A 25,423-nucleotide genomic window follows, 5' to 3' on the forward strand; every position below is an offset into this window, starting at 1 on the left:
GGTCCAGCCCCTACCTCAAGGCCTGCGCTCGAAGTTCTTGGCCGCTGCTGCCGCCAGGTCCGGCGGCAGGAAGTCCTTGTCCGGGTTGTAGTCAGGTTTCAGGTAGCGCTTCAGGTCCTGCAGGTCTTGCGGGCTCAGGGTGCCGGCTGCCTGCTTCAGGCTCAGGTTGTCGAGGATGTAGTCGTAACGGCTATTGTTGTAGTCGCGCACCGAGGTGTACAGCTGGCGCTGGGCATCAAGCACGTCGACGATGTTGCGGGTACCGACCTGGTAGCCGATTTCGGTGGCTTCCAGCGCGCTCTGGTTGGAAATGATCGACTGCTTGCGCGCCTGTACCTGTTCCACATCGGTGTTCACTGCGCGGTGCAGGTTGCGGGTGTTTTCCACGACCTGGCGGCGCAGGCTTTCACGCTGTTGCTCGCTCTGGCTCAGGCGCTGGTAAGCCTCGCGTACCTGCGAGCTGGTCAGGCCGCCGCTGTAGATCGGTATGTTCAGTTGCAGGCCAACGCTGGTCTGCTCGACATCGCCGCTGTAGCGCACCCCCAGTTGCGATGGGTTGGTGAAGCCAAGGCTGTCGTTGTCACCCTTCTGGTACTTGGCCACGGCGTCCAGGGTCGGTGCATGCCCGGCCTTGCGCTGACGCAGGGTCTCTTCTGCGGCAGAAACCGCGTAGTTGGTGGCCAGCAGGTTGAGGTTCTGGCGCCCGGCGGTTTCGACCCAGGCTTTGGCATCGTTGGGCGTTGGCACTTGTACCGGCAGGCTATGCACCACGCCCTGGATAGAGGTGTACTCACGGTTGGTCAGGGTTACCAGGGCCTCGAAGGCATCCTGCACCTGGCGTTCGGCGATGATCCGGTTGGCCCGTGCAGTGTCATAACTGGCTTGGGATTGCAGCACGTCGGTCTTGTCCGAAAGGCCCACGTCGAAACGCTCGTTGGACTGATCCAGCTGGCGCTTGAAGGCGGCTTCTTCTGCCTTGGTGGCGGCCAGGTTGTCCTGGGCGCGGAGGACGGCGAAGTAGTTTTGCGCGGTTTGCAGGATCAGGTTTTGCTCGGTCGCCGACAGCTCCAGTGCTGCCTGTTCGTTGACTGCTTCGGCGGCTTGCAACTGGAACCAGCGATCAGCGCGGAAGATCGGCTGAGCCAGGGTCGCGCTCCAGGCGTTGCCGCTGCGATTGGACGTCATGGACGGCTCGTCCAGCTTGGTGCGGGTGTTCATCATCTCGGCACCGGCCGACAGGTTTGGCAGCAACCCGGCGCGGGCCTGCGGCACCACTTCGCGGCGTGCCCCGTAATCGGCGCGTGCTGCAGCCAGGTCGGCGTTGTTGTCCACTGCTTCCTGGTAGACGCTGACCAGATCGGTTTTGACTGTCGAAGGCACGTCCGCTGCCCAGACCACTCCGTTGGACGCACAAGACACGGCTATCGCCAGTGAGAGTTTGCGCAGCATAGAGGCAATCCTTGTACGAAATTTAATTACTGAACTGTTGAGTATCGAGCGATGGGCCAGTGTAGTGCCATGCGCACCCGGCAACAATCGCTCGGTGTGCCTTTCATCATCCGCGCATTTACCTGCTTGGCTTTGCTGACCACTCCAGTCTAGACTGCGCATGTTCTTGTCGGGGTGCCTTGAAGCAAAGGCTGAGATCGCAGAGGTGCGGATCCCGTTGAACCTGATCAGGTTAGCGCCTGCGTAGGGAACAAGATTGCTCGCCTTCCCGGGGAGCCTCTTGTGCCAGGTCCGGGATTGTCACAGCTGCATACAGCTTCAGGCACCCCCCATGTCCGGCACTGCACCCAAAGAGGGTGCGTCCGCGCGTTTCAGGTTCACCCCGACATTCCACTGCTAGGAAGCCGTCAGGAGAGCCTGTGATGACCAAACAAGAAAAAGCGATCAACCTCAGCGAATCGGCACAAGTCGATCAGCAGTCCGTGCAACCCTTCCCGCGTTCGCGCAAGGTGTATGTCGAAGGCTCGCGCCCGGACATCCGCGTCCCCATGCGTGAAATCAGCCTGGATGACACCCCGACCGATTTCGGCGGCGAGTCCAACGCCCCGGTGCTGGTGTATGACACGTCTGGCCCGTACACCGACCCCGACGTGATCATCGACGTGCGCAAAGGCCTGGCCGATGTGCGTTCGGCGTGGATCGAAGCCCGCGGTGACACCGAGCGCCTGGAAGGCCTGAGCTCCGACTTCGGTCAGCAGCGCCTGAACGATGCAGAGCTGGCCAAGCTGCGTTTCGCCCATGTGCGCAACCCGCGTCGTGCCAAGGCCGGCGCCAACGTCTCGCAGATGCACTATGCCCGTCAGGGCATCATCACCGCCGAAATGGAATACGTGGCCATCCGCGAAAACATGAAGCTGCAGGAGGCCCGCGCCGCCGGCCTGCTGAATGAGCAACATGCCGGCCACAGCTTCGGTGCCAACATCCCGAAAGAAATCACCCCTGAATTCGTTCGCCAGGAAATCGCCCGTGGCCGCGCGATCATTCCGGCCAACATCAACCACCCGGAAGTAGAGCCGATGATCATCGGTCGCAACTTCCTGGTGAAGATCAACGGCAACATCGGCAACAGCGCCCTGGGTTCCTCGATCGAGGAAGAGGTGGCCAAGCTGACCTGGGGCATCCGCTGGGGATCGGACACGGTCATGGACCTGTCCACCGGCAAGCACATCCACGAAACCCGCGAGTGGATCATTCGCAACTCGCCGGTGCCGATCGGTACCGTGCCGATCTACCAGGCCCTGGAAAAGGTCAACGGCGTGGCAGAGGACCTGACCTGGGAACTGTTCCGCGACACCCTGATCGAGCAGGCCGAACAGGGCGTGGACTACTTCACCATTCACGCCGGTGTGTTGCTGCGCTATGTGCCCCTGACCGCCAAGCGCGTCACCGGCATCGTCAGCCGCGGTGGCTCGATCATGGCCAAGTGGTGCCTGGCGCACCACAAGGAAAACTTCCTGTACACCCACTTCGACGAAATCTGCGAAATCATGAAGGCCTACGACGTCAGCTTCTCGCTGGGCGACGGCCTGCGCCCTGGCTCGATTGCCGATGCCAACGACGCCGCGCAATTCGGTGAGCTGGAAACCCTCGGCGAGCTGACCAAGATTGCCTGGAAGCACGACGTGCAATGCATGATCGAAGGCCCCGGCCACGTGCCGATGCAATTGATCAAAGAGAACATGGACAAGCAGCTGGAGTGCTGCGACGAGGCGCCGTTCTACACCCTCGGCCCACTGACCACCGACATCGCGCCGGGTTACGACCACATCACCTCGGGCATTGGTGCGGCGATGATCGGCTGGTTCGGTTGCGCCATGCTCTGCTACGTCACGCCGAAGGAGCACCTGGGCCTGCCGAACAAGGACGACGTCAAGACCGGCATCATCACCTATAAGATCGCCGCGCATGCCGCCGACCTTGCCAAGGGCCACCCGGGTGCACAGATTCGCGACAACGCCTTGTCCAAGGCGCGTTTCGAGTTCCGTTGGGAAGACCAGTTCAACCTGGGCCTCGACCCGGACACCGCCCGCGCTTTCCACGACGAGACCCTGCCGAAGGAATCGGCCAAGGTCGCGCACTTCTGCTCGATGTGCGGGCCGAAGTTCTGCTCGATGAAGATCACCCAGGAAGTGCGTGAGTACGCTGCCAAGATCGAGGCCGTGGATGTGACGGTCGAGCAAGGCATGCGTGAGCAGGCCGAGCGGTTCCGCCAGGAAGGCAGCCAGCTGTACCACAAAGTCTAAGCACGCTGGGGCCGCTTTGCGGCCCTTTCGCGACGCAAGGCCGCTCCCACAAGGACCGCGCAAGCCTCGAAGCCTGCGTGGTTTTTGTGGGAGCGGCCTTGCGTCGCGATACGAGGACGAAGTCCTCGCCAGGAACACCAACAATATTGCCGGCGAGCGCCAACCATGACATCACCCAGCCAGTTCTCTCCCGACCATCCAATCCCCATCCAGCAGCGCATCTTCGGTGCTCGCGACCTGTTTTCACTGTGGTTTTCCCTCGGCATCGGCCTGATGGTGCTGCAGGTCGGCGCCATGCTGGCGCCAGGCCTGGGCCTTGCTGGCGCCGTGCTGGCCATCGCCCTGGGCACCGGTGTCGGTGTGCTGTTGCTGGGTGCGGCGGGGGTTATCGGCAGCGACACCGGCCTGTCCGCCATGGGCACCCTGAAACTCAGCCTGGGCAGCCATGGCGCGCGCTTGCCGGCGCTGCTCAACTTGCTGCAACTGGTGGGTTGGGGTGCTTTCGAGATTATCGTCATGCGCGATGCTGCCAGCTTGCTGGGGGCGCGAGCGTTCGGTGAGGACAGTGCCTGGAACAGCCCCATGCTCTGGACGCTGTGCTTCGGTGCCCTGGCCACCCTGCTGGCTGTCAGCGGGCCACTGGCCTTCGTGCGCAAGGTGCTGCGCGCCTGGGGGATCTGGTTGTTGCTGGGCGCTTGCCTGTGGCTGACCTGGAACCTGTTCGCCAAGGCCGACCTGGCCGAACTGTGGAACCGTGCCGGGGATGGTTCGATGTCGCTGGCGGTTGGCTTCGATATCGTCATCGCCATGCCGCTGTCCTGGCTGCCGCTGATCGCGGACTACTCGCGCTTTGCCCGCAATGGCAAGCATGTGTTCGGCGGCACGGTCGTTGGCTACTTCATCGGCAACACCTGGCTGATGAGCCTGGGCGTGGCGTACACGCTGGCGTTCGCCGCCAGTGGCGAAGTCAATGCCCTGCTGCTGGCCCTGGCAGGCGCCGGCATGGGGATTCCGCTGCTGCTTATTCTGCTGGACGAGTCGGAAAAGGCCTTCGCCGACATTCACTCGGCGGCGGTTTCCACCGGTGTGCTGCTACCGCTGAAGGTCGAGCACCTGGCGCTGGCCATCGGCGTGTTGTGCACCCTGATCGCCCTGTTGGCGCCACTGGCACAGTACGAAAACTTCCTGTTGCTGATCGGCTCGGTGTTCGCACCGCTGTTCGGCGTGGTGCTGATGGACCACTACGTGGTCCGTCGACGCCGTCTGCCAGCGCAGGTCAATGGCTTGCACTGGCAGGCGTTGGTGGCCTGGTTTGCCGGGGCGGTGGCCTATCACCTGATTGCCGCCAAGGCGCCGGAACTGGGCGCTACCCTGCCCGCATTGCTGCTGGCAGGTGTGCTGCATGGGCTGCTAAGCCTCAGCCGCGGCCGGGAAACAGTTCAGGCTTGAGTACGCCATTCAGGCGCGGGTAGGGGATCTTCAGTTCCACGTGGCCCATGGAATAGGGCGCGATGGCATAGACCTCGTACTTGACCACTACCGCGCCGTACGTCAGGGCGACGTGCGGCGATTTCTTGAACGGCCAGGTCTTGACGAACTCGGCATCCTTGTCCATTCCCACGCTCATCAGCCAGGCACGGTGCGATTCTTCGACGGTTTTCCAGAAGGTGTCTTCCTGGCCGGGCACCAGCATGTCCTGCAGGGTCAGCACCTTGTCCAGCTTGCGTGAATAGTTGATGAAGCCGCGCCCGGGCATGCCGTGGGCGCCACCGCTGTCCAGGTAGCTGGACAACTCGATGATCACCAGCCCGTCATGCTGCTCGCGTACCTTGGCTTGCAAGTAGCTGCTGTTACGTTTGTCGGCACTGGCCAGATATTGCTGTTCGTAGGCCTGCAGGGTGGCTGGTGCGGTGCCATGCTGATTGTCTTCGGTCAGTTGCAGCAGGCGTTTTTCGACGATGCCGTCGAGCTTGGGCAGGGCCGGGAAGTGGATCATATCGATGTTCACCAGCGGGCAGTCGCTCTCGCTGCAGCCGGGTTTGACATGCTCCCAGGCGTCGCGCTTGACCTCGAGCGGGGCCCGGTAGTTGGGCGTGAACAGGCTCTGGCAGGCGCCCAGAGCGAGTGCCAGCACGGCCACGGAAGTCAGTTTGACAAGTGTCATGATGATCCTTGCAGAACAGGGAAAAGTCGGCCTTTGACCGTCTGCGCGGCCTTCAGTTCGCCACTAAGCTAACAGAGTGAAGGGCTGCTGTCCCGAGTGCGCCAGCGGTTGCTGGAAAGGGGTGAAACCAACAGGCGTGCGGAGTAGGATGGCGCGAAGCAGTATTCGAGGTAATGAGGATTTCCATGTCAGACGCGTTGAACGCTGTGCCCAAGGGCTTCGAAATCATCGAGCGGGCCAATTGCTTCCAGGGCTTTTACAAGCTCGACAAGTTACGCCTGCGCCACGAGCTATTTGCCGGGGGCATGGGGCGCGAGATCAGTCGCGAACTGTTTGTGCGCCACGATGCGGTATGCGTGCTGCCGTACGACCCTGCGCGCGACGAAGTGGTGCTGATCGAGCAGTTCCGCGTGGGCGCACTGGACAAGGTCGCCAACCCTTGGCTGATCGAGATGGTTGCCGGGCTGATCGACAAAGACGAGCAGCCCGAGGAAGTCGCCCATCGCGAGGCTGAAGAAGAAGCAGGCCTGACCTTCAGCGCCCTTTGGCCGATGACCCGCTACTTCCCGTCGCCTGGCGGCAGTGACGAATACGTTCACCTGTTTCTCGGCCGTTGCAGCAGCGAGGGCGCGGGAGGGCTGCATGGCCTGGAGGAAGAGGGCGAAGACATTCGCGTACGCGTGTGGGCGTTCGAGGATGCCCTGCAGGCGGTGCGCGACGGGCGCATCTGCAATGCGGCCACCATCATTGGCCTGCAATGGCTGGCGCTGAACCGTGACGAAGTAAGAGGTATGTGGAAGTGAACCTGCTGCGCGAGCGCTATCGAGTCGACCTGGTCGGGCTGCAGGCGGCCTGCGAGGCCAACTACGCCCGGCTGATGCGCTTGTTGCCCGACATGCGCACCACCCAGAGCTCGCGCCGCATCGGCATGACCCAGGGTGACCAGATGCTTGGCGTGCTGGTGCTCGACGTGGTGCTGGCCTGCCCGTACACCACCACCCTGCATGTGCGCCAGGAACACAGCCTGCCTTGGTTGCCAGTGCCACACCTGGAAGTGCAGGTGTATCACGATGCGCGCATGGCCGAAGTGGTCAGTGCCGAACACACTCGGCGCCTGCGCAGCATCTACCCGTATCCGAACGACGCCATGCACCAGCCGGACGAAAAGGCCCAGCTCAACCTGTTCCTGGGTGAATGGCTCAGCCACTGCCTGGCCTGCGGCCACGAACTGGCAAGTGTTCGCTGAATTGTGACGTGAGTCGGTTGCGGGTGTTTGCTCGTCACCGTCGCACAGCCATAATTCCCGCTGAATCCATTCGAGGAGATGGCCGTTGTCGCCGCCAGACCAATCCCGCCCCGTGCATGTGGTGCAACTGACCGATGCCCACCTGTTCGCCGACCCGGCTGGCAGCATGCTGGGCCTCAAGACCCGAGACAGCCTGCGCCACGTGGTAGCCCAGGTGCGGCGCGAGCAGCCGCTTGTCGACTTGCTGCTGTGCACGGGCGACCTGTCCCAGGATTCCAGCGTGGCATCCTATGAAGCGTTTCGGGAGCTGACCGCACCGTTTGCCGTACCCACTCGCTGGCTGCCGGGCAACCATGACGAGGCTCAGGTGATGGCGCAGGTGGCGCCGGAACTGGTGCAGGCGGTGACCGATATCGGCGCGTGGCGGGTGGTCATGCTCAACACCGCCGTGCAGGGTGCTACCCACGGGTTTTTGCAAGATGACCAGCTGGCCGTACTGGAAGCCGCCTTGAAAGAGGCCGGCGAGCGGCATTGCCTGGTGTGCTTCCACCATCAGCCAGTGGACATCGGCTGCGCCTGGATCGCGCCGATCGGCTTGCGCAATGCCCAGGCGCTTTTCGATATCGTTGAAGGATATCCACAGGTACGGGCTTTGCTATGGGGGCATGTGCATCAGGAATGGGATGAGGTCCGAGAGGGGCGGCGCCTGTTGGCCACGCCGTCGACCTGCATTCAGTTCGCGGCGCGCAGCGAAGACTTCCAGGTGAGCGAAGAGCATCCGGGGTACCGCTGGTTGCGCCTGCATGCCGACGGGCGGCTGGAGACCGGGGTGGAGCGGGCGCTGGATTTCGAGGTGCAGCTTGACTTCGATAGCCCTGGCTATTGATGATTTTGGGGCTGCTGCGCAGCCCTATCGCGACACAAGGCCGCTCCCACAGGAGATCGCGTACCCCTGTGGGAGCGGCCTTGCGTCGCGATAGGGGCGCAAAGCGCCCCCGGCACTCTCAAAGCTGTTGAAGAATGTGTTGCTAAAACCCCTGTGCGGCGCCAAAACCCGGCGAACGCGCTACACTGCGCGTCCCTGCGCCCGCATTATCAGGCGCGAAGCCACAGATTCCGGGGGCAGCATGTCGGGTTCCATCCTCTATATCCATGGCTTCAACAGCTCGCCGCTTTCGACCAAGGCGCGTCAGCTGGAGGCAGTCATGCAGCAGCTCGGCCTGGCCGACCAGCTGCGAGTGCCGGCCCTGCACCACCACCCACGGCAAGCCATGGTCCAGCTCGAAGCGGCCATCGCCGAACTGGGTGCGCCACTGCTGGTGGGCAGTTCGCTCGGCGGCTACTATGCCACCCATCTGGCCGAGCGCCATGGCCTCAAGGCCCTGCTGGTCAACCCGGCGGTAACCCCGCACAAGCATTTCGACGGTTACCTGGGCACCCAGCGCAACCATTACAGCGGTGAAACCTGGGAACTGACCCACGATCACGTTCAGGCCCTGGCCGAACTGGAAGTCGCGGCCCCGGCCGATGCCGACCGCTATCAAGTGTGGCTGCAGACCGCCGATGAAACCCTGGACTATCGCCACGCCGAGCGCTATTACCGTGCTTGTGCCCTGCGTATCCAGGCCGGTGGCGACCACAGCTTCCAGGGCTTCGCCGAGCGCCTGCCGGCACTGCTGGCCTTCGCCGGCATTGCCCGTGGGCAGTATGCGGCGCTCGATTTTTCTGTATTTTGACTTTTTTGCATTCACCAGACTGACGACGAGACCCTATGGCCAATCCCAGCGCTAGCGCCTATAACGCAGACGCCATCGAAGTCCTCTCGGGCCTTGATCCGGTCCGCAAGCGGCCGGGCATGTACACCGATACCAGCCGCCCCAACCACCTGGCCCAGGAAGTCATCGACAACAGTGTCGACGAAGCACTGGCCGGCCACGCGCGTTCGGTGCAGGTCATCCTGCATGCCGACCACTCGCTGGAAGTCAGCGACGACGGCCGCGGCATGCCGGTGGACATCCATCCGGAAGAGGGCGTGTCCGGGGTCGAGCTGATCCTCACCAAGCTGCACGCCGGCGGCAAGTTCTCCAACAAGAACTATCAGTTTTCCGGTGGCCTGCACGGGGTGGGTATCTCGGTGGTCAACGCCCTGTCGACGCAGGTGCGTGTGCGCGTCAAGCGTGACGGCAATGAATACCAGATGACCTTTGCCGATGGCTTCAAGGCCAGCGAGCTGGAAGTGGTCGGCTCGGTCGGCAAGCGCAACACCGGCACCAGCGTGTACTTCAGCCCAGACCCGAAGTACTTCGACTCGCCCAAGTTTTCCATCAGCCGTCTCAAGCACGTGCTCAAGGCCAAGGCGGTATTGTGCCCGGGGCTGCTGGTCAGCTTCGAGGACAAGGCCAGCGGCGAAAAGGTGGAATGGCACTACGAGGATGGCCTGCGCTCCTACCTGGTCGACTCGGTCAACGAATTCCAGCGCCTGCCCGACGAGCCGTTCTGTGGCAGCCTGGCGGGTAACAAGGAAGCGGTTGACTGGGCTTTGCTGTGGCTGCCCGAAGGCGGCGACAGCATTCAGGAAAGCTACGTCAACCTGATCCCCACCGCCCAGGGCGGCACCCACGTCAACGGCCTGCGCCAGGGCCTGCTGGATGCCATGCGTGAGTTCTGCGAGTTCCGCAACTTGCTGCCGCGCGGGGTGAAGCTGGCGCCGGAAGACGTTTGGGAGCGCATCACCTTCGTACTGTCGATGAAGATGCAGGACCCGCAGTTCTCCGGGCAGACCAAAGAGCGCCTGTCATCGCGCGAGGCCGCCGCGTTCGTCTCCGGTGTGGTCAAGGACGCTTTCAGCCTGTGGCTCAACGCCCACCCCGAGCTGGGCATGCAACTGGCAGAACTGGCCATCAGCAACGCCGGTCGCCGCCTCAAGGCCAGCAAGAAGGTCGAGCGCAAGCGCATCACACAGGGCCCGGCATTGCCCGGCAAGCTGGCCGATTGTGCGGGCCAGGACCCGATGCGTGCCGAGTTGTTCCTGGTCGAGGGTGACTCGGCCGGTGGTTCGGCCAAGCAGGCGCGGGACAAGGAATTCCAGGCCATCCTGCCGCTGCGCGGCAAGATCCTCAACACCTGGGAAGTAGATGGTGGCGAAGTCCTGGCCAGCCAGGAAGTGCACAACATTGCCGTGGCCATTGGCGTCGATCCGGGGGCAACCGACCTTGCGCAGCTGCGCTATGGCAAGATTTGCATCCTCGCCGACGCTGACTCCGATGGTCTGCACATCGCCACATTGCTGTGTGCGCTGTTTGTTCAGCACTTCCGGGCACTGGTCGAAGCTGGGCACGTTTACGTGGCCATGCCGCCCCTGTACCGCATCGACCTGGGCAAGGAAATCTACTACGCCCTCGACGAAGCCGAGCGTGACGGCATCCTCGACCGCCTGGTGGCCGAGAAGAAGCGCGGCAAGCCGCAGGTAACACGCTTCAAGGGCCTGGGCGAGATGAACCCGCCGCAGTTGCGCGAAACCACCATGGACCCGAACACCCGGCGCCTGGTGCAGCTGACCCTGGACGACGTAGAAGCCACCTGCGAGCTGATGGACAAGCTGCTGGCCAAGAAGCGCGCCGGTGACCGCAAGAGTTGGCTGGAAACCAAGGGCAACCTGGCCGAGGTCATGGTTTGATTCGGCAAGTACTTGCCGTTTGCCTGGCGCTGGTCGCCCTGCCTTGCCTGGCGGGCAACTGGCCAGAGCTGAAGATGACAGCCGAGCACCCGATCGACGGTATGCGCGGTGGCAACCTGTCGGGGCTGGTGGAATGCCGGGGCGGGTTGTGGGGCGTGTCCGACCGTGACGACGACCGTATCTACCGCTTCGATCAGCAGAACCCCACCTGGCGCGCGCAGCCGCTTACCTTCACCCCGCCGGCTGTCCCGGAAAGCGGCCTGCCATGGGGGTTGAAGTCGCGCAATTGGGCGGCATCGTACATTCGCGGTGGCGAGCTGGATTTCGAAGGTATCACCTGTGATCAGGCGGGTAACCTCTATCTGGTCAGCGAGGCGCATGCCGCGGTGCTGCAATTGCCGCTGGAAGGCGAGCCGGACTGGTTGAGGATCGACTCGGCCATGGTGCGCCAGGCCCGGGCAAGCGGCATGCTGCTGAACTTCAATGCCCTGTTCGAAGGCCTGGCGATCAACCCGGCGGGTGACCGCCTGTGGCTGGCTGCCGAGCGTGAGCGCCGTGGCCTGCTGGCCATCGAGCGCCAGCAGTCGGTCTGGACCTGCGGGCGTGGTTGCGTGCTGCTGAGCGAGGCGGGGGTCGAAATGCAACCCGCGCAGATGCCCAATGCCAGGGCCCTGTCGCGCGACTTCGCTGACCTGGCCTGGTTCGAGGGCAAACTGTTTACCCTCGAACGCAACGCCTACCGGGTGTGCCGACGTGATGTCGACAGTGGCAAGGTCGAGCGTTGCTGGTCGTTCGCTGCTGATGCGCTGGTCGAGTCACGGCGCTACGCGCAGCCGTTTGGCCTGGCCGAAGCACTGGTGATCGATGCCAAGGGCGCCTGGATTGGCCTGGACAACAACAACGGCGCCCGTGCCGACGGTGAAACCCGCCCAGTCGTCTGGCGCTTCGACGCACCGGAAGGTGGCTGGAGCGCCAAACCATGAGCCAGGCGCCGGGCAAGCGCGCGGGCAAGTTGCTGATGATCGTCGCTTGGGCGGCGGCGCTGTTTCTTGCCACGCGTTTTTTCGGCCAGTGGGAAGACAGCCAGCGTAATCCCAACAGCCAGGTGCAATCCGAACATGGTCAAGGCTTTATCGAAGTGCGCCTGCTGAGTAATGGCCAGGGCCACTTCGTGGTGGATGGTGCTATCAACGGCCAGGTGGTGCATTTCATGCTCGACACCGGCGCCACCGATGTGGCGATCCCGGAGGCATTGGCTCATGAACTGAGCCTGGAGCGCGGTAGCCCGGTGCTACTGAGCACCGCCAATGGCCGTACTGAAGGTTACCGCACGCGCCTGACCAGCCTGCAACTGGGCGATATCCGCCTGCAGAACGTACGCGCCATCGTGGTGCCGGGCCTGGATGGGGCCACCGTACTGCTGGGCATGAGTGCCCTGCAACAACTTGAATTTACCCAGCGCGGTGGCACCATGCTGCTGCGCCAGAACCTGAAATGACGAGGCCCGCATGAGCGACTCACTGGAACTCAGCCTGGACGGCGTAGAACGCCGCTCGCTGGCTGACTTCACCGAACAGGCCTACCTCAACTACTCCATGTACGTGATCATGGACCGTGCCTTGCCGCATATCGGCGACGGCCTGAAGCCGGTGCAGCGCCGCATCGTCTACGCCATGAGCGAGTTGGGGCTCGATGCCGATGCCAAGCACAAGAAGTCGGCACGTACCGTCGGTGACGTGCTCGGCAAGTTCCATCCCCATGGCGATTCGGCCTGCTACGAGGCCATGGTGCTGATGGCGCAGCCGTTCAGCTACCGCTACACCCTGGTCGATGGCCAGGGCAACTGGGGTGCGCCGGATGATCCGAAGTCGTTCGCCGCCATGCGCTACACCGAGGCGCGGCTGTCACGCTACGCTGAAGTGCTGCTCAGCGAAGTCGGCCAGGGCACCGTCGACTGGGTGCCGAACTTCGACGGCACATTGCAGGAGCCGGCCGTGCTGCCTGCGCGCCTGCCCAACATCCTGCTCAACGGTACCACCGGTATCGCCGTGGGCATGGCCACCGACGTGCCGCCGCACAACCTGCGAGAGGTCGCCAGTGCCTGTGTGCGACTGCTCGATGAGCCCAAGGCAACCATCGAGCAGTTGTGCGAGCACATCCAGGGGCCGGATTACCCGACCGAGGCAGAGATCGTCACGCCGCGGGCTGAAATTCTCAAGATGTACGAAAGCGGCCGCGGCTCGATCCGCATGCGTGCCGTGTACCGCGTCGAGGATGGCGACATCGTCGTCACTGCGCTGCCGCACCAGGTCTCCGGGGCCAAAGTGCTGGAGCAGATTGCCGCGCAGATGCAGGCCAAGAAGCTGCCGATGGTCGCCGACCTGCGCGACGAGTCGGACCACGAGAACCCGTGCCGTATTGTCATCATCCCGCGATCCAACCGCGTCGATGTCGACGAGCTGATGCAGCACCTGTTCGCTACCACCGACCTGGAAAGCACCTATCGGGTCAACGTGAATATCATCGGCCTGGACGGCCGGCCGCAGTTGAAAAACCTGCGAACCATCTTGGTGGAGTGGCTGGAGTTCCGCACCAATACCGTTCGTCGCCGCCTGCAGCACCGTCTGGATAAGGTCGAGAGGCGCCTGCACCTGTTGGACGGTTTGCTCACCGCATTCCTCAACCTGGATGAAGTGATCCACATCATCCGTACTGAGGAATACCCCAAGCAGGCCCTGATCGAACGTTTCGAGCTGACCGAGATCCAGGCTGACTACATCCTCGAGACCCGCCTGCGGCAGTTGGCGCGCCTGGAAGAGATGAAGATCCGCGGTGAGCAGGATGAGTTGCTGAAGGAGCAAGCCAAGCTGCAGGCCTTGCTGGGGAGCGAGGCCAAACTGCGCAAGCTGGTGCGCAGCGAGCTGATCAAGGATGCCGAAACCTATGGCGATGATCGTCGCTCGCCGATCGTAGCGCGTGCCGAAGCCAAGGCCCTGTCGGAAAACGAGCTGATGCCGACCGAGCCCGTCACCGTGGTGCTGTCGGAGAAGGGCTGGGTGCGCTGCGCCAAGGGCCACGATATCGACGCCACTGGCCTTTCCTACAAGGCCGGCGACGGATTCAAGGCCGCCGCGGCCGGGCGCTCTAACCAGTTTGCCGTGCTCATCGATTCCACCGGCCGCAGCTACTCGCTGGCGGCCCACAGCCTGCCATCGGCACGTGGCCAGGGCGAGCCGCTGACTGGCCGTCTGACGCCGCCACCGGGGGCGACTTTCGAATGTGTGTTGTTGCCTGACGACGATGCGCTGTACGTGGTGGCTTCGGATGCCGGTTACGGCTTCGTGGTCAAGGGTGAAGACCTGCAGGCCAAGAACAAGGCCGGCAAAGGCTTGCTCAGCTTGCCCAACGGGGCCAAGGTCATGACCCCGCGTCCAGTGGCTGATCGCGAGCAGGACTGGTTGGCGGCGGTGACCACCGAAGGCCGCTTGCTGGTGTTCAAGGTCAGCGACTTGCCGCAGCTGGGTAAAGGCAAGGGCAACAAGATCATTGGCGTGCCGGGTGACCGGGTGGCCAGCCGTGAAGAATTTGTTACCGATCTGGCGGTGATTCCCGAAGGCGCGACCCTTGTATTGCAAGCCGGCAAGCGTACCCTGTCTTTGAAGGCGGACGACCTGGAGCACTACAAGGGCGAGCGCGGTCGGCGCGGCAGCAAGCTGCCACGCGGGTTCCAGCGCGTCGATGGGTTGCAGGTGGAAGTGCCGACATAACCGGTTGTAATGTCTGGAACGGCAATTTCAACGCCGTTTCGGGCAGAAATGCTGGAGTCGGACGGTTATTTCGCGGATGATATGCCCCTTGCGGTGCCGGCGTGGCCGTGTGCCCGTTTGAATCTACATGTATCACTGCGGTGTGCCTTGTGGCAGCCGCCTGGATGGGATGATGAAATTTCTGCGCCTTCCATTTGCGCTGTTGATGACTGGCCTGCTGGGCCTTGGCGGGTGCACCATGCATCAGCCGGTTGCCCTGTATCAGCTCGACAGTGGTGATCCTGGCCAGCCGTCGCAGAGTGCGGGCATGGCCGTGGTACTCGGCCCGGTATCGGTGGCCGATTACCTTCAGCGTGAGACGTTTCTGCAGCGTCAACCTGATGGCAGCCTGAGCGCGGCGACCGACGGTCGTTGGGCTGGCAGCCTTTCATCGGATATCGACCAGCTGCTGGTGCGTCAACTGGCCTGGCGCCTGGACAGCCAACGCGTAGTACTGGCCCCGGCGACCGCAGGCTTCAGCCCGGACGTGCAAGTGCTGTTGTCGATTACACGCCTGGACTCGGGCAAGAACCAGCCGGCCATCCTGGATGCCCAGTGGCGTCTGCTTGACCGCCGTGGCCGTGTGCGTGACAACCGTATCATTCACCTCGAGCAGCAGCACGAGGGCAGTGAGTCGTCGCAGGTGCAGGCTCAGGGCCAACTGCTGCAGAAGCTGGCGGAACAGCTGAGCACGGCGGTGAAGCCGCTGGCCAACCAGCCGGCGATTGCCGAAGAAGCACCGAAAAAGCCCGCTGCACCGACGCAGGTGAAGAAGGGGCCGGAGAAACCCAAAATCCCGATGGCCTCGCCGATTCGCACCGATATGGAAGTTTATCGGTTCTGATCAAACGGCCAGATACGACAAAGCCCGCATTCGCTGCGGGCTTTTTTGTATCTGCCGGTCTTCGTAGGAGCGGGTTTACCCGCGAAGAGGCAGGCCCTGCTGGCCAATTTTCATCCGCCGTTCACCGTTGCCGCCGCTACCGTATTCGCGGGTAAACCCGCTCCTACATCTGATTGGGGTGGACACACATCGGGGGTTGATACTGGCCGCTGTAGGAGCGGGTTTACCCGCGAAGAGGCCGGCCCTGCTGACCAATTTCCACCCGCCGTTCACCGTTGCCGCCGCCACCGTATTCGCGGGTAAACCCGCTCCTACCGGGGGCGCTATTGGCTGGATCTTGCGCCAGGCACGTGATCGCAAGGAAACGAGCCTGGCTCAAGACATGCGCTGTAGATGCAGCGTATGCCTGTCAGGCGCGGTGCTCATGCATGCGTGCCAGTTGCCGTTCCAGCATTGACGGGTAGGGCTCCATCAGTCGCTCCACACAGCAGGCGCCTTCGGGGCTGGCGATCGGGCGAATACGCGCACGCTGGCGAATGAGGGCGTCATCGTTGATCTGCCGCTCTACCAGCAACAGGTTACGGCTGTGCTGCGACAGTGCCAGGGCATCCTGGACCTTCTCGGCCATCAACAGGTCAACCAGTTCCAGCCCATGCAGGTCGTTGCCCAAGACCAGGCCTAGCTGCAGTTGCAGGGTAATGCCGCTGTCGGCTACCTCGATCTGCAGGGCGTGGCCCAGGGCGCGCAACAGTTCGCCACAGCAAATGGCGTTGGTCAGGTAGTCCTCGCCACACTCGCGGCTGTGGAACAGCACCAAGGTGCTGCCGTCGTTCAGCGTGTGGGTTTCACCGTCGTAGAGCGAGGCTGCGTGCTCCAGGCAATCGCGGTAGCGCTCGGTCAGCTCGGCCAGGCGTGTGCGTGGCAGGCGACGCAGTTGCTCCTGCGAGCCCAGCTGCACGGCAAGTACGGCGCTGTACTGCGGCTCGTCGGACTCGACCTCTGCGGCGGCCTTGGGTGCAGTGTCGTCGTCCAGCAGGCCGGCGAAGGCCTCGTCGTCATCCTCGTCTTCCAGGGCAGCCTTGGCGCGCGGTACGGCCTTGGGTGCCGGGGCAGCGGCGGGCAGGTCGTCGAACTGCTCGTCGTCTTCTTCCTCAGGCTCCGGCTCCGGGGGCGGAGGCGGGGCCAGGCGTGCATGCAGCTGGCGGGCGATGTCGCCAATTTCGTCCTGGCGGTCGGTGGCCGGGGTATAGGGCTGCGGGTCGCGCAGCCATACCCGCAGTTGCAGCAGTGGCAGGGTGATGAAGCGGCCCTGACGCAAGCTGAGGGCCAAGGCCAGGGCCAGCAGGATAGCGGCCAGAATGCCCATGCTCTGCAGGCTGATCAGCATCGGTTGCTGGAACTGGCTCATGTCCAGGCTGATGCGCAGCTGCCCGGCCGTCACGTCCTGGAACGTGATTTTGGTCTGGTACAGGCCTTCGGCCTCGCCCAGCAGGCTGTTGCGCGGGCGCTGGCCCGCTTCGGCGAGGATGCGGTTATCCACGCTGTAGATTGCGGCATGGGCCACCAGCGGGTTTTTAACCAGGTTGCCCAATAGCACGTTGAGGCTGAGGATGTCATTGGACACCAGCAGCTCGGTGGCCGATGTGGCCGTCTGGGTGGTCAGGCTCTGGCCCAAGGCATCGGCCTGCTCATGCATGGCCTGCTTGAACTGCAGGCCCATCACGCAGGCGTAGATCACCAGCGCCAGCGCCACCAGGAAAATGTTGGTGCAGGCGATGCGCAGTGCCAGCGGCACGCGACGTTGACTCAGGGCGCGATAGATCATCAGGAAGAAATTGTCTGGTTTGACTGGCGTGGGCCGGTTCACAGAGCTCGGCTCTTAATGGCATGAAAGTGGGGGGAGTATAGCGAGCCGGGTTTTGTCGGCAAAGTATCGTTGGCGCCCGATGGTCATGGAAAATCGGTAGAATGCGCATTTTTCATCGAAGTCGGAGCCAGGTTGTGCGCGAAATCGTCCTGATCAACATCACCGGTGAGGACCGTCCCGGTCTCACTGCGGCTATCACCGGCGTCCTGCTACAGGGCGGTGTGAGTATCCTCGACATCGGCCTGGCGGTCATGCACGGCACCTTGTCGTTTGGCATCCTGGTCGACATCCCGGACAACGAAGTGGCTACCGCGCTGTTGCAAAGCGTGCAGGCTAAAGCCCACGAACTGAACCTGCAGGCCCGTTACACGCCGATTTCCGAGGCGGACTACCAGCATTGGGCTGATGGGCATGGCGAAGCGCGCCACATCGTTACCCTGCTCAGCCGTAAGATTACTCCCGAGCAACTGCAGCGGGTGAGTGCGGTGATCAGCCAGTACGGCCTGACCATCGAGCGTATCGAGCGCCTGTCGGCCCGGGTGGCACTGGATGCCGAAACCGACAAGGGTAAGGCAGCCGTCGAGATCTCCGTGCGCGGTGTGCCGAGCGATGCCCAGGCCCTGCGTGCCGACTTCTTTGCCCTGGCTGAAGAGCTGAGCGTCGACATCGCCTTCCAGAAGGACGATCTGTTCCGCCGTAACCGCCGCCTGGCGGTGTTCGACATGGACTCCACGCTGATCGAGGCCGAAGTCATCGACGAACTGGCCAAGGCGGCGGGTGTGGGTGAGCAGGTGGCGGCGATCACCGAGCGCGCCATGCGCGGTGAACTGGACTTCCGCGCCAGCTTCAAAGAGCGCATGGCGCTGCTCAAGGGCCTGGATGTGGGGGTACTGGACGAGATCGGGGCATCGCTGCGCCTGACCGAGGGTGCCGAGAACCTGTTTGCCGAGCTCAAGCGCCTGGGATACAAGACCGCGATTCTGTCCGGTGGCTTTACCTATTTCGCTCGTCAGGTGCAGGCGCGCCTGGGTATCGACTATGTGTTCGCCAACGAACTTGAAGTGGTCGATGGCAAGGTGACGGGCGTGGCTGTTGAGCCGATTGTCGATGCCCAGCGCAAGGCCGATTTGTTGAAGAAGCTGACCAGTGACGAAGGCTTGCAACTGGAGCAGACCATCGCCGTGGGCGATGGTGCCAATGACCTGCCGATGCTGTCGCTGGCCGGTTTGGGCGTGGCGTTTCGTGCCAAGCCGCTGGTGCGCCAGTCGGCCAAGCAGGCGATTTCCACCTTGGGGCTGGACGGGGTGCTGTATCTGCTGGGCCTGCGTGATCGCGACGCCCGCGGCTGATCCGTGAATCCGGGGCCGCATGGCGGCCCAACGAAAAAGGCCCTGCATATGCAGGGCCTTTTTCATATGGCTCGAATCAAGCCTGCACAGGCGCCGCCAGCTGCTGCCCCATGCGCACTGCAGAACCCGCACCCAGGCTCTCAGCCCACTTCACCTGCTCCGGCCCGAACAGCACGATGGCGGTCGAACCCAGCTTGAAGCGGCCTAGTTCGGCACCTTTCTCCAGGTGGATCGGCGTGCGGCTGGCTTCGTCGTAGCGGAAGGTCTTCAGCTCACGTTTGGGCGGCGTGACCAGCCCGGCCCATACCGTTTCGATCGAGGCGACGATCATCGCGCCGACCAGTACCACAGCCATTGGCCCACGCTCTGTATCGAACAGGCAGACCACGCGCTCGTTGCGAGCGAACAGCTCGGGGACATTCTCTGCGGTGGTCTGGTTGACCGAGAACAGGCGGCCCGGCACATAGACCATTTCGCGCAGGGTGCCGGCCAGCGGCATGTGCACGCGGTGGTAGTCCTTGGGCGACAGGTAGATGGTGGCAAACTCGCCGCCCATGAACGGCGCGGCCATGGCCGGATCACCGCCCAGCAGCTCTTGCGCGCTGAAACCGTGGCCTTTGGCCTGGAAGATACGACCGTGCTCGATCGGGCCAAGCTGGCTGACCGCACCGTCGGCCGGGCACAGGATGGCGCCCGGGGATTCGTCCAGCGGACGGGCACCAGGTTTCAAGGCGCGGGTGAAGAACGCATTGAAGTGCTCGTAAGCGCTCAGGTCTTCGACCAGCGCCTCGCTCATGTTCACCTGGTAGCGCTTGGCGAACCATGCGGTGAAGGCGTTCTTGAACCAGCGCACGCGGCACTCGGCGATGCAGCCGGCCAGCCGCGACAGCAGGTGGTGCGGCAGCAGGTACTGGCTGATGATGAACAGACGGGATTTCATGCAGGTTCCTTAGACTTCTACAGGCGTGTCCGGGTGGTTGCCCCATTCGCCCCACGAGCCGGCGTAGGCCTTGACGCGTGGGTAACCGAGGGACTTGGCCACCAGGTAAGTGAAACCGGAGCGGCGGTGGGTCTGGCAGTGGGTGATCACCTCCTTGTCAGGGGTGATGCCCAGTTGCTTGAGGACTTCAGCGATGTCCTGGCGGATGCGCAGGTGGTCGTTGAAATCCATGCCGGCGGTCCACTCGAAGTTGATCGCGCCGGGGATGTGGCCGCCTTTGGCTGCCAGCACTTTTTCGCCGCTGAATTCCTGCGGGCCGCGTGCGTCCCAGATGACCAGGTCATCGGCGCCCAGGCGGCTTTGCAGGTACTCGCGGGTGGCAGTGGGTGCGCTGTCTACGTGCAGGTGCACCGGGGCGCTGCCAATGGCAGGCACTGCGGTGGACAGCTTGTCTGCCGGCCAGGCCTGGATACCGCCATTGAGGTAGTGGTAGCGCTCGTGGCCGATGACATCGAGCAGCCAGATGAAGCGCCCGGCCCAGCCGCCGCCTTCATCGTCGTACACCACATACACGGCATCGGCGCGGTGGCCGAGTTCGCTGAACAGTTTTTCGAGCTCGCCCAGGGCTGGCAGCAGGCCGGGCGCCGGGGGCTGGCCGAGCTGGGTGCGCTTGCCTTCGACAAAGCGCGCGCCGGGGATATGCCCGCTGACATAGCGGTTGGCGCTGCTCAGGTCGACCAGGATCAGCTGCGGCGAATCCAGGCGTGGCAGCAGGTCTGCAGCTTCGATCACCAGGGGCAGGCCGGAAAAGTCGGTCATCCACGGTCTCCAGTGTGGAAAGAGGGGCGATTGTAGCGCAAGGCTCAACCCTTGCGGTTGGTAAACACCGACAAGGCCCGCTCGATGCATTGTGCGGTCTTGCCGAAGGCTTGCACGCTGATATCCGCCAAAGGCCGGCAGCCCTGCTCGGCCACCAACAGCATCAGCACCTGGTCGTTCGCAGCCAGCGAGCGAAGCAGTACATGTTCGCTGCGGAACAAGGTGCGCAGCGGGGCGGGCAACAGCGCCGAGAACTGGCTGTGGTTTTCAGGTGTGATGCGCAACTGCCCGGCCTGACTCAGCAGCTTTTGCAGCAGCTTGTTCTGCGATACCTGCAGAGCCAGAGCCCCGGCCTCCTTGGGCAGGCCGGCAATTTGCTGCACGCGCAGGTAGTCACTGGCCTTGTCCAGGCTAAGCAGCATGATGCGTTGCATGCCGCAGGCCAGCAGGGCCTCACGGGCCTGCGTGGCCAGGTGCACGGTGTTGGTGAACGGGCTGGGTTGGGCCAGCAGGTGCTGGCACAGCGTGCGCCAGCGTGCCAGGTCGTCGCTGCTGGGCGGTGGCGGTGCGAGCATGTCCGGGTGAGGGCGGCGTTGGTGCCACGGCCAGATCAAGGCCTCGGCCGGGTGGAACAGGGCATGCCGGGCGTGGCGGCGGGCGCTGGCGGCAGCCTGCTGGTGCACCTGCTGCTGCACGTCTTCCAGCGAGGTTTGCAGGTACAGCGCGGTCAGCAGTTGCCAGCGCAGCAGGTGCGGGTTGTCCCAGCCGACCTGTGCCGCCAGGGCCAGGTTGTTGGCCAGCAGTACGGTATTGGCCGGCTGGTTGAACCAGCGCCGCAGGCCGGGCTCGGCGTCCAGGCGGTGTTGCTGGCTGAGCAGGTCTTCGTCGCGGGCGATATTCAGCACCTGGGCCAGTTGTTCGCGCTCTTCCAGTAGCAGGCGATAACCCTGGGTGACCCATTGGGGCAGGCGCCAATACTCGGCCATGGTCTGGCACAGCGCCATGATGCGCACGCCAAACAGTTCTTCCTCGACGTGGGCGGCGTCTTCACCTTTGTGGATAACCCGCAGCTCCCAAGTGTCGAGCAGCTTGGGGTAGGCCAGTGCCAGTGGCCAGAGTGGCGACAGGAACAGCAGGCTGCCCCAGTGAATCTCTTGCCACAGCCGTGCCAGGCGGCTGGCGAACAGGCCGCTGGCCTGCTGTGCCGCATGCTGGCTGATCATCTGGAACTGGCACAGTACCGGCGGAATTTCCTCCACGGGCAGCGCCGGCAGGCGTTTGAGAAGCTGCTCGCTGCGCTCCAGGCCCAGGCGGTTGAGAGCGACCTCCAGGCTTTCGGCGGGTTCGGCAAGGCTGGCATTGGTGGGGTGATTGGCTTCGCGCATCACTGACAGCACCAGTGCCGGGCTATCCTGCATCAGTTCGGCGATATCGCGCAGCGAGCGACGGCTATCGTGGATGGCAGCCATGACCCGGTCGTAGCTGTGCTTCGGCACGGGGATGCGAACACTCTCGAGCAGCTTTACCCAGGCCTCTAGCGTACGCGGGGCCTGAGTGGGCACCTTGGTTTCAATTGGCATTTTGACATCAGTCCGAACTGGCTTTTCGCATTGAGTGGCTATAGTCTGGCGCAGTTCTGCCGATAAGTAGAAGAAGAGTTTTAAAGCTCCCGTCTCTTCCCCTGACCACGACAGCAAGTGCTTTGAACCTATGGCTAAAATTATCGGCATCATCGTCGTATTCGCGAGCGTGCTCGGCGGCTACGTGCTCTCCCACGGCAAGATCGCAGCGCTGATCCAGCCGTTCGAAGTACTGATCATCGGCGGTGCGGCCTTTGGTGCATTCCTGCAGGCCAACCCTGGCCACATGACCATGCACGTCATCAAGAAGTCGATGAAGATGTTCGGCTCGCGCTTCAGCCATGCCTTCTACCTGGAGGTGCTGGGCCTCGTTTACGAAATCCTCAACAAAAGCCGTCGCGAAGGCATGATGGCCATCGAGGCCGACATCGAGGACGCCGCAGCCAGCCCGATCTTCGCCAAGTACCCGACGGTACTGGCCGATGAGCGCATGACCGCCTTCGTCTGCGATTACCTGCGCATCATGTCCACCGGCAACATGGCCCCGCACGAGCTCGAGGGCCTGTTCGACATGGAACTGCTGAGCATGAAGGAAGAGCTGGAGCACCCGTCCCACGCGGTGACCGGCATCGCCGACGGTATGCCCGGGTTCGGTATCGTTGCGGCGGTACTGGGTATCGTGGTGACCATGGCCTCGCTGGGCGATGGCGATCAGGCGGCCATCGGCATGCACGTAGGTGCGGCACTGGTGGGTACCTTCTTCGGTATTCTGGCGGCTTACGGGTTCTTCGGCCCTTTGGCCAAGTGCCTGGAGCACGATGCCAAGGAAGAACTGAACCTCTACGAATCGATCAAGGCTTCGCTGGTGGCCTCGGCGTCGGGCATGCCACCTTCGCTGGCGGTCGAGTTCGGGCGCAAGGTGCTGTACCCCAAGCACCGCCCAAGCTTCGCCGAACTGGAACAAGCGGTTCGCGGTCGCTGAGTCATGGAGAACAATCAGCCCATCATCGTCAAGCGCGTCAAGCGCTTTGGCGGCGGCCACCATGGTGGCGCCTGGAAAATCGCCTTTGCCGACTTCGCCACGGCGATGATGGCGTTCTTCCTGGTGCTGTGGCTGTTGTCCACGGCCACGCCTGAGCAGAAGATCGCCATTGCCGGCTATTTCCAGGACCCTATTGGTTTCTCCGAGAGTGGCACGCCTTATGTCATCGACCTGGGGGGTTCCCCGGAGATGGCGCCGGACAAAACCATCAATCCGGAAGTGAAGACCGAGCCGACGCAGCAGTCCCCCACTCAGCTGAACAAGGACCAGGTCGAGACCATGGCCGAGCAGGTCGAGCGCGAGCGTCTGGAGCTGTTGCTGCAGGAACTGCAGAACAAGGTGGAAGAGAACCCGCAGCTGCAGAAGTTCAAGGACCAGATCCTGTTCGAGATCACCCAGGACGGCCTGCGCATCCAGATCATGGATGCTGAGAACCGACCGATGTTCGACATCGGTAGCGCGCGCCTGCAGCCTTACTTCGAAGATATCCTGCTGGCCATGGCCGACACCATCAAGGCGGTGCCGAACAAGATCAGCATCAGCGGCCATACCGATGCCAAGCCGTATGCTGGCACTGGCGAATACGGTAACTGGGAGCTGTCGGCCAACCGCGCCAACGCCGCGCGGCGTGCCCTGGTGGCGGGTGGCTACCCGGACGGCCAGGTGGCACGGGTGGTGGGGTACGCCTCGTCGTCACTGTTCGACCGCAAGGACCCGTTCAACCCGGTCAACCGCCGTATCGACATCATCGTGCTGACCAAGAAAGCCCAGCGCAATATCGAAGGTGAGCAGGGTGCGCCGGAAACACCGCCAGCTGCGCCAACGGCACCTGCAGCGCCAGCCAGTGGTGCTGCGCCAGGGGCTTCGGCACCGGCTGACCCAGGGGCAACTGAACAGGCACCGATGCAACCGCGCGAGCTGCGCCAGAAGCTGAACATCTTTGAAGATGGCACGCTGAAGATGGATGAAGCCAAGGATCAGTAAGCGGCTTTTTGGGGTGGGCAACTGTGCTACCCACCACCTGAACGCTGGCGCGATCACTGTAGGAGCGGGTTTACCCGCGAAGCCGCCAGTGCGGTGAATGGCACCGGCGTTGCCGGTGTTCGCGGCTAAGGCCGCTCCTACATACGCATCGGTGATTGGGCGCAGGCCGTCGTAGGAGCGGGTTCACCCGCGAAAGGGCCGGACCTGCTGGCCAATTTCCACCCGCCGTTCACCGTTGCAGTCGCCACCGTATTCGCGGGTAAACCCGCTCCTACAAGGGGGCGCGGCAACTTTCATTTCGAGCGTTTCAGTAGCTGTCTTCTGCCAGGCTGGCGATGATCGAGCGGTAGCTGTTCATGCGCTGCGGCTTGATGCGCCCCTCTTCCAGTGCCTTGAGCAGGGCGCAGCCCGGTTCGCGGTCATGCTTGCAGTCGCGGAAGCGGCAGGTGCCGAACAGGTCGCGGAACTCGATGAAGCCATCCTCCACGTCGTCGCGGCTGACATGGCCAAGGCCGAACTCGCGAATACCCGGCGAGTCGATCAGGTCCCCGCCGTTGGGGAAGTGGTAAAGCCGCGCCGTGGTGGTGGTGTGGGTACCCTGGCCTGACCATTCCGACAAGTCGCCGACGCGGGTGCCAGCGTCTGGCAGCAGGCTGTTGACCAGCGACGACTTGCCCACCCCCGACTGGCCGACGAACACGCTGATATGGCCGTCGAGTTGTTGCTGCAGGCGCTGCATGCCGTCGCCGTGGTGTGCCGAAACTTCCAGCAGCGGGTAGCCCAGTTCGCGGTAGACCTCCAGCAGCGCATGCAGGCCGGGGCCGTTCTCGTCGTTGATCAGGTCGGCTTTGTTCAGCAGCAGCAGCGGGCGCAGGCCGGCGTGCTCGGCCGCTACCAGATAGCGGTCGATCAGGTTCGGGTGCGGCTCCGGCGCCGGGGCGAACACGATCACGATCAGGTCGACGTTGGCTGCCACCGGCTTGAGTTGACCATGGTTGTTCGGCCGGCACAGCTCGGTGCTGCGCGGCATCTGCGCCACGATTACGCCGATGCCCTGGTTACCCGCACGCCACACGACACGGTCGCCGGTGACCAGTGCTGGCAGGTTTGCGCGCAAATGGCAGCGGAACACCTGGCCTGCGGTTTCGCCATCCTGAGCTTCAACTTCTACCTGCACGCCGAAGTGCGCGATCACCAGGCCCAGTTGCTCCGGCCCCAGGTCGCCACCTTCCAGTTCCTGCAGTGCATGCTGCTCGCGTTTGGCCGCGCGAGCGGCGCGCTCGCCCTGGATTTTTTCGATCCGCCAGTTTTGGCGGCGATTGAGCTGGCGTTTGGCCATGAAGGTACCGTAAGA

Annotated in this window: 21 protein-coding genes and 1 riboswitch; of the genes, 14 read left to right on the plus strand and 7 right to left on the minus strand. The window is 63.2% G+C overall.

The genetic code is table 11. The features are described from left to right. Positions 1–15: 15 nt before the first annotated feature. Positions 16–1,449 carry a TolC family outer membrane protein gene (locus tag V6093_RS20305; RefSeq protein WP_003249472.1) on the minus strand — a complete coding sequence of 478 codons (1,434 nt, stop codon included), beginning with the start codon at positions 1,447–1,449 and terminating at the stop codon, positions 16–18. Between the two features lie 160 nt (positions 1,450–1,609). Then, positions 1,610–1,716, plus strand: a riboswitch (TPP riboswitch). A gap of 155 nt (positions 1,717–1,871) precedes the next feature. Between V6093_RS20305 and thiC the strand changes: the two genes are divergently transcribed. Both thiC and cytX read left to right on the plus strand, forming a co-directional pair. Further along, positions 1,872–3,752, plus strand: a complete 1,881-nt coding sequence (gene thiC / locus V6093_RS20310; protein WP_003249473.1) for a phosphomethylpyrimidine synthase ThiC — start codon at positions 1,872–1,874, stop codon at positions 3,750–3,752. 165 nt (positions 3,753–3,917) lie between these two features. Then, positions 3,918–5,201 (plus strand): putative hydroxymethylpyrimidine transporter CytX, encoded by a 1,284-nt coding sequence (gene cytX / locus V6093_RS20315; protein WP_003249474.1) that lies wholly within the window; start codon positions 3,918–3,920, stop codon positions 5,199–5,201. Here cytX and V6093_RS20320 read toward each other — a convergent pair. Next, a complete protein-coding gene (locus V6093_RS20320) occupies positions 5,170–5,916 on the minus strand; it encodes an RsiV family protein (RefSeq protein WP_003249476.1) in 747 nt (248 codons plus the stop codon). The genes cytX and V6093_RS20320 overlap by 32 nt on opposite strands. 185 nt (positions 5,917–6,101) lie before the next feature. On the opposite strand from V6093_RS20320, the gene V6093_RS20325 reads away from it, so the two are divergent. The 9 genes from V6093_RS20325 to V6093_RS20365 all read left to right on the plus strand — a co-directional run bounded on the left by V6093_RS20325 (position 6,102) and on the right by V6093_RS20365 (position 15,488). Further along, complete coding sequence (locus V6093_RS20325; protein WP_003249478.1) at positions 6,102–6,719, plus strand: NUDIX domain-containing protein; 618 nt, start codon at positions 6,102–6,104, stop codon at positions 6,717–6,719. Then, positions 6,710–7,162 (plus strand): DUF1249 domain-containing protein, encoded by a 453-nt coding sequence (locus tag V6093_RS20330; RefSeq protein ID WP_003249480.1) that lies wholly within the window; start codon positions 6,710–6,712, stop codon positions 7,160–7,162. Before V6093_RS20325 ends, V6093_RS20330 begins: the two co-directional genes overlap by 10 nt. 85 nt (positions 7,163–7,247) lie before the next feature. Further along, positions 7,248–8,048 (plus strand): 3',5'-cyclic-AMP phosphodiesterase, encoded by an 801-nt coding sequence (cpdA, locus tag V6093_RS20335; protein ID WP_265979334.1) that lies wholly within the window; start codon positions 7,248–7,250, stop codon positions 8,046–8,048. Between the two features lie 241 nt (positions 8,049–8,289). Beyond that, the gene (locus V6093_RS20340) at positions 8,290–8,898 is read left to right on the plus strand and encodes a YqiA/YcfP family alpha/beta fold hydrolase (protein ID WP_003249484.1); all 609 of its coding nucleotides are present in this window, start codon (positions 8,290–8,292) and stop codon (positions 8,896–8,898) included. Between the two features lie 35 nt (positions 8,899–8,933). Further along, positions 8,934–10,838, plus strand: a complete 1,905-nt coding sequence (parE, locus tag V6093_RS20345) for a DNA topoisomerase IV subunit B (RefSeq protein ID WP_003249486.1) — start codon at positions 8,934–8,936, stop codon at positions 10,836–10,838. Then, a complete protein-coding gene (locus V6093_RS20350) occupies positions 10,835–11,821 on the plus strand; it encodes an esterase-like activity of phytase family protein (RefSeq protein WP_047604659.1) in 987 nt (328 codons plus the stop codon). The genes parE and V6093_RS20350 overlap by 4 nt, the downstream gene beginning before the upstream one ends. Next, entirely contained in the window at positions 11,818–12,336 is a 519-nt protein-coding gene (locus V6093_RS20355) for a TIGR02281 family clan AA aspartic protease (RefSeq protein WP_003249490.1), read from the plus strand. The genes V6093_RS20350 and V6093_RS20355 overlap by 4 nt, the downstream gene beginning before the upstream one ends. A 10-nt stretch (positions 12,337–12,346) precedes the next feature. Then, positions 12,347–14,605 carry a DNA topoisomerase IV subunit A gene (gene parC / locus V6093_RS20360; RefSeq protein ID WP_003249492.1) on the plus strand — a complete coding sequence of 753 codons (2,259 nt, stop codon included), beginning with the start codon at positions 12,347–12,349 and terminating at the stop codon, positions 14,603–14,605. Between the two features lie 172 nt (positions 14,606–14,777). Next, a complete protein-coding gene (locus V6093_RS20365; protein ID WP_003249494.1) occupies positions 14,778–15,488 on the plus strand; it encodes a membrane integrity-associated transporter subunit PqiC in 711 nt (236 codons plus the stop codon). A gap of 409 nt (positions 15,489–15,897) precedes the next feature. Here the strand turns inward: V6093_RS20365 and V6093_RS20370 are convergent, their stop codons facing one another. Continuing rightward, the gene (locus tag V6093_RS20370) at positions 15,898–17,355 is read right to left on the minus strand and encodes an AhpA/YtjB family protein (RefSeq protein WP_004576414.1); all 1,458 of its coding nucleotides are present in this window, start codon (positions 17,353–17,355) and stop codon (positions 15,898–15,900) included. A 134-nt stretch (positions 17,356–17,489) separates the two neighbouring features. Between V6093_RS20370 and serB the strand changes: the two genes are divergently transcribed. Next, a complete protein-coding gene (gene serB, locus V6093_RS20375; RefSeq protein WP_047604702.1) occupies positions 17,490–18,704 on the plus strand; it encodes a phosphoserine phosphatase SerB in 1,215 nt (404 codons plus the stop codon). A 76-nt stretch (positions 18,705–18,780) separates the two neighbouring features. Here serB and asd read toward each other — a convergent pair whose 3' ends face one another. The 3 genes from asd to V6093_RS20390 are packed head-to-tail and all read right to left on the minus strand — an operon-like array spanning position 18,781 to position 22,043. Next, a complete protein-coding gene (gene asd, locus V6093_RS20380; protein ID WP_265979333.1) occupies positions 18,781–19,644 on the minus strand; it encodes an archaetidylserine decarboxylase in 864 nt (287 codons plus the stop codon). A gap of 9 nt (positions 19,645–19,653) precedes the next feature. Then, on the minus strand, positions 19,654–20,463 hold the full coding sequence (locus tag V6093_RS20385) for a rhodanese-like domain-containing protein (RefSeq protein WP_258230047.1): 810 nt from the start codon (positions 20,461–20,463) through the stop codon (positions 19,654–19,656). Between the two features lie 44 nt (positions 20,464–20,507). Further along, positions 20,508–22,043 (minus strand): HDOD domain-containing protein, encoded by a 1,536-nt coding sequence (locus V6093_RS20390; protein WP_406669595.1) that lies wholly within the window; start codon positions 22,041–22,043, stop codon positions 20,508–20,510. Between the two features lie 130 nt (positions 22,044–22,173). On the opposite strand from V6093_RS20390, the gene motA reads away from it, so the two are divergent. Continuing rightward, entirely contained in the window at positions 22,174–23,025 is an 852-nt protein-coding gene (motA, locus tag V6093_RS20395; RefSeq protein WP_003249507.1) for a flagellar motor stator protein MotA, read from the plus strand. Between the two features lie 3 nt (positions 23,026–23,028). After that, complete coding sequence (gene motB / locus V6093_RS20400) at positions 23,029–24,069, plus strand: flagellar motor protein MotB (protein WP_003249509.1); 1,041 nt, start codon at positions 23,029–23,031, stop codon at positions 24,067–24,069. 307 nt (positions 24,070–24,376) lie between these two features. On the opposite strand, the gene rsgA is transcribed toward motB, so the two are convergent. Further along, positions 24,377–25,408 carry a small ribosomal subunit biogenesis GTPase RsgA gene (rsgA, locus tag V6093_RS20405; protein WP_003249512.1) on the minus strand — a complete coding sequence of 344 codons (1,032 nt, stop codon included), beginning with the start codon at positions 25,406–25,408 and terminating at the stop codon, positions 24,377–24,379. Positions 25,409–25,423: the final 15 nt, after the last annotated feature.

The organism is Pseudomonas putida group bacterium ESBL64, from assembly GCF_045277175.1.
GTDB classification, from domain to species: Bacteria; Pseudomonadota; Gammaproteobacteria; order Pseudomonadales; family Pseudomonadaceae; genus Aquipseudomonas; species Aquipseudomonas alloputida.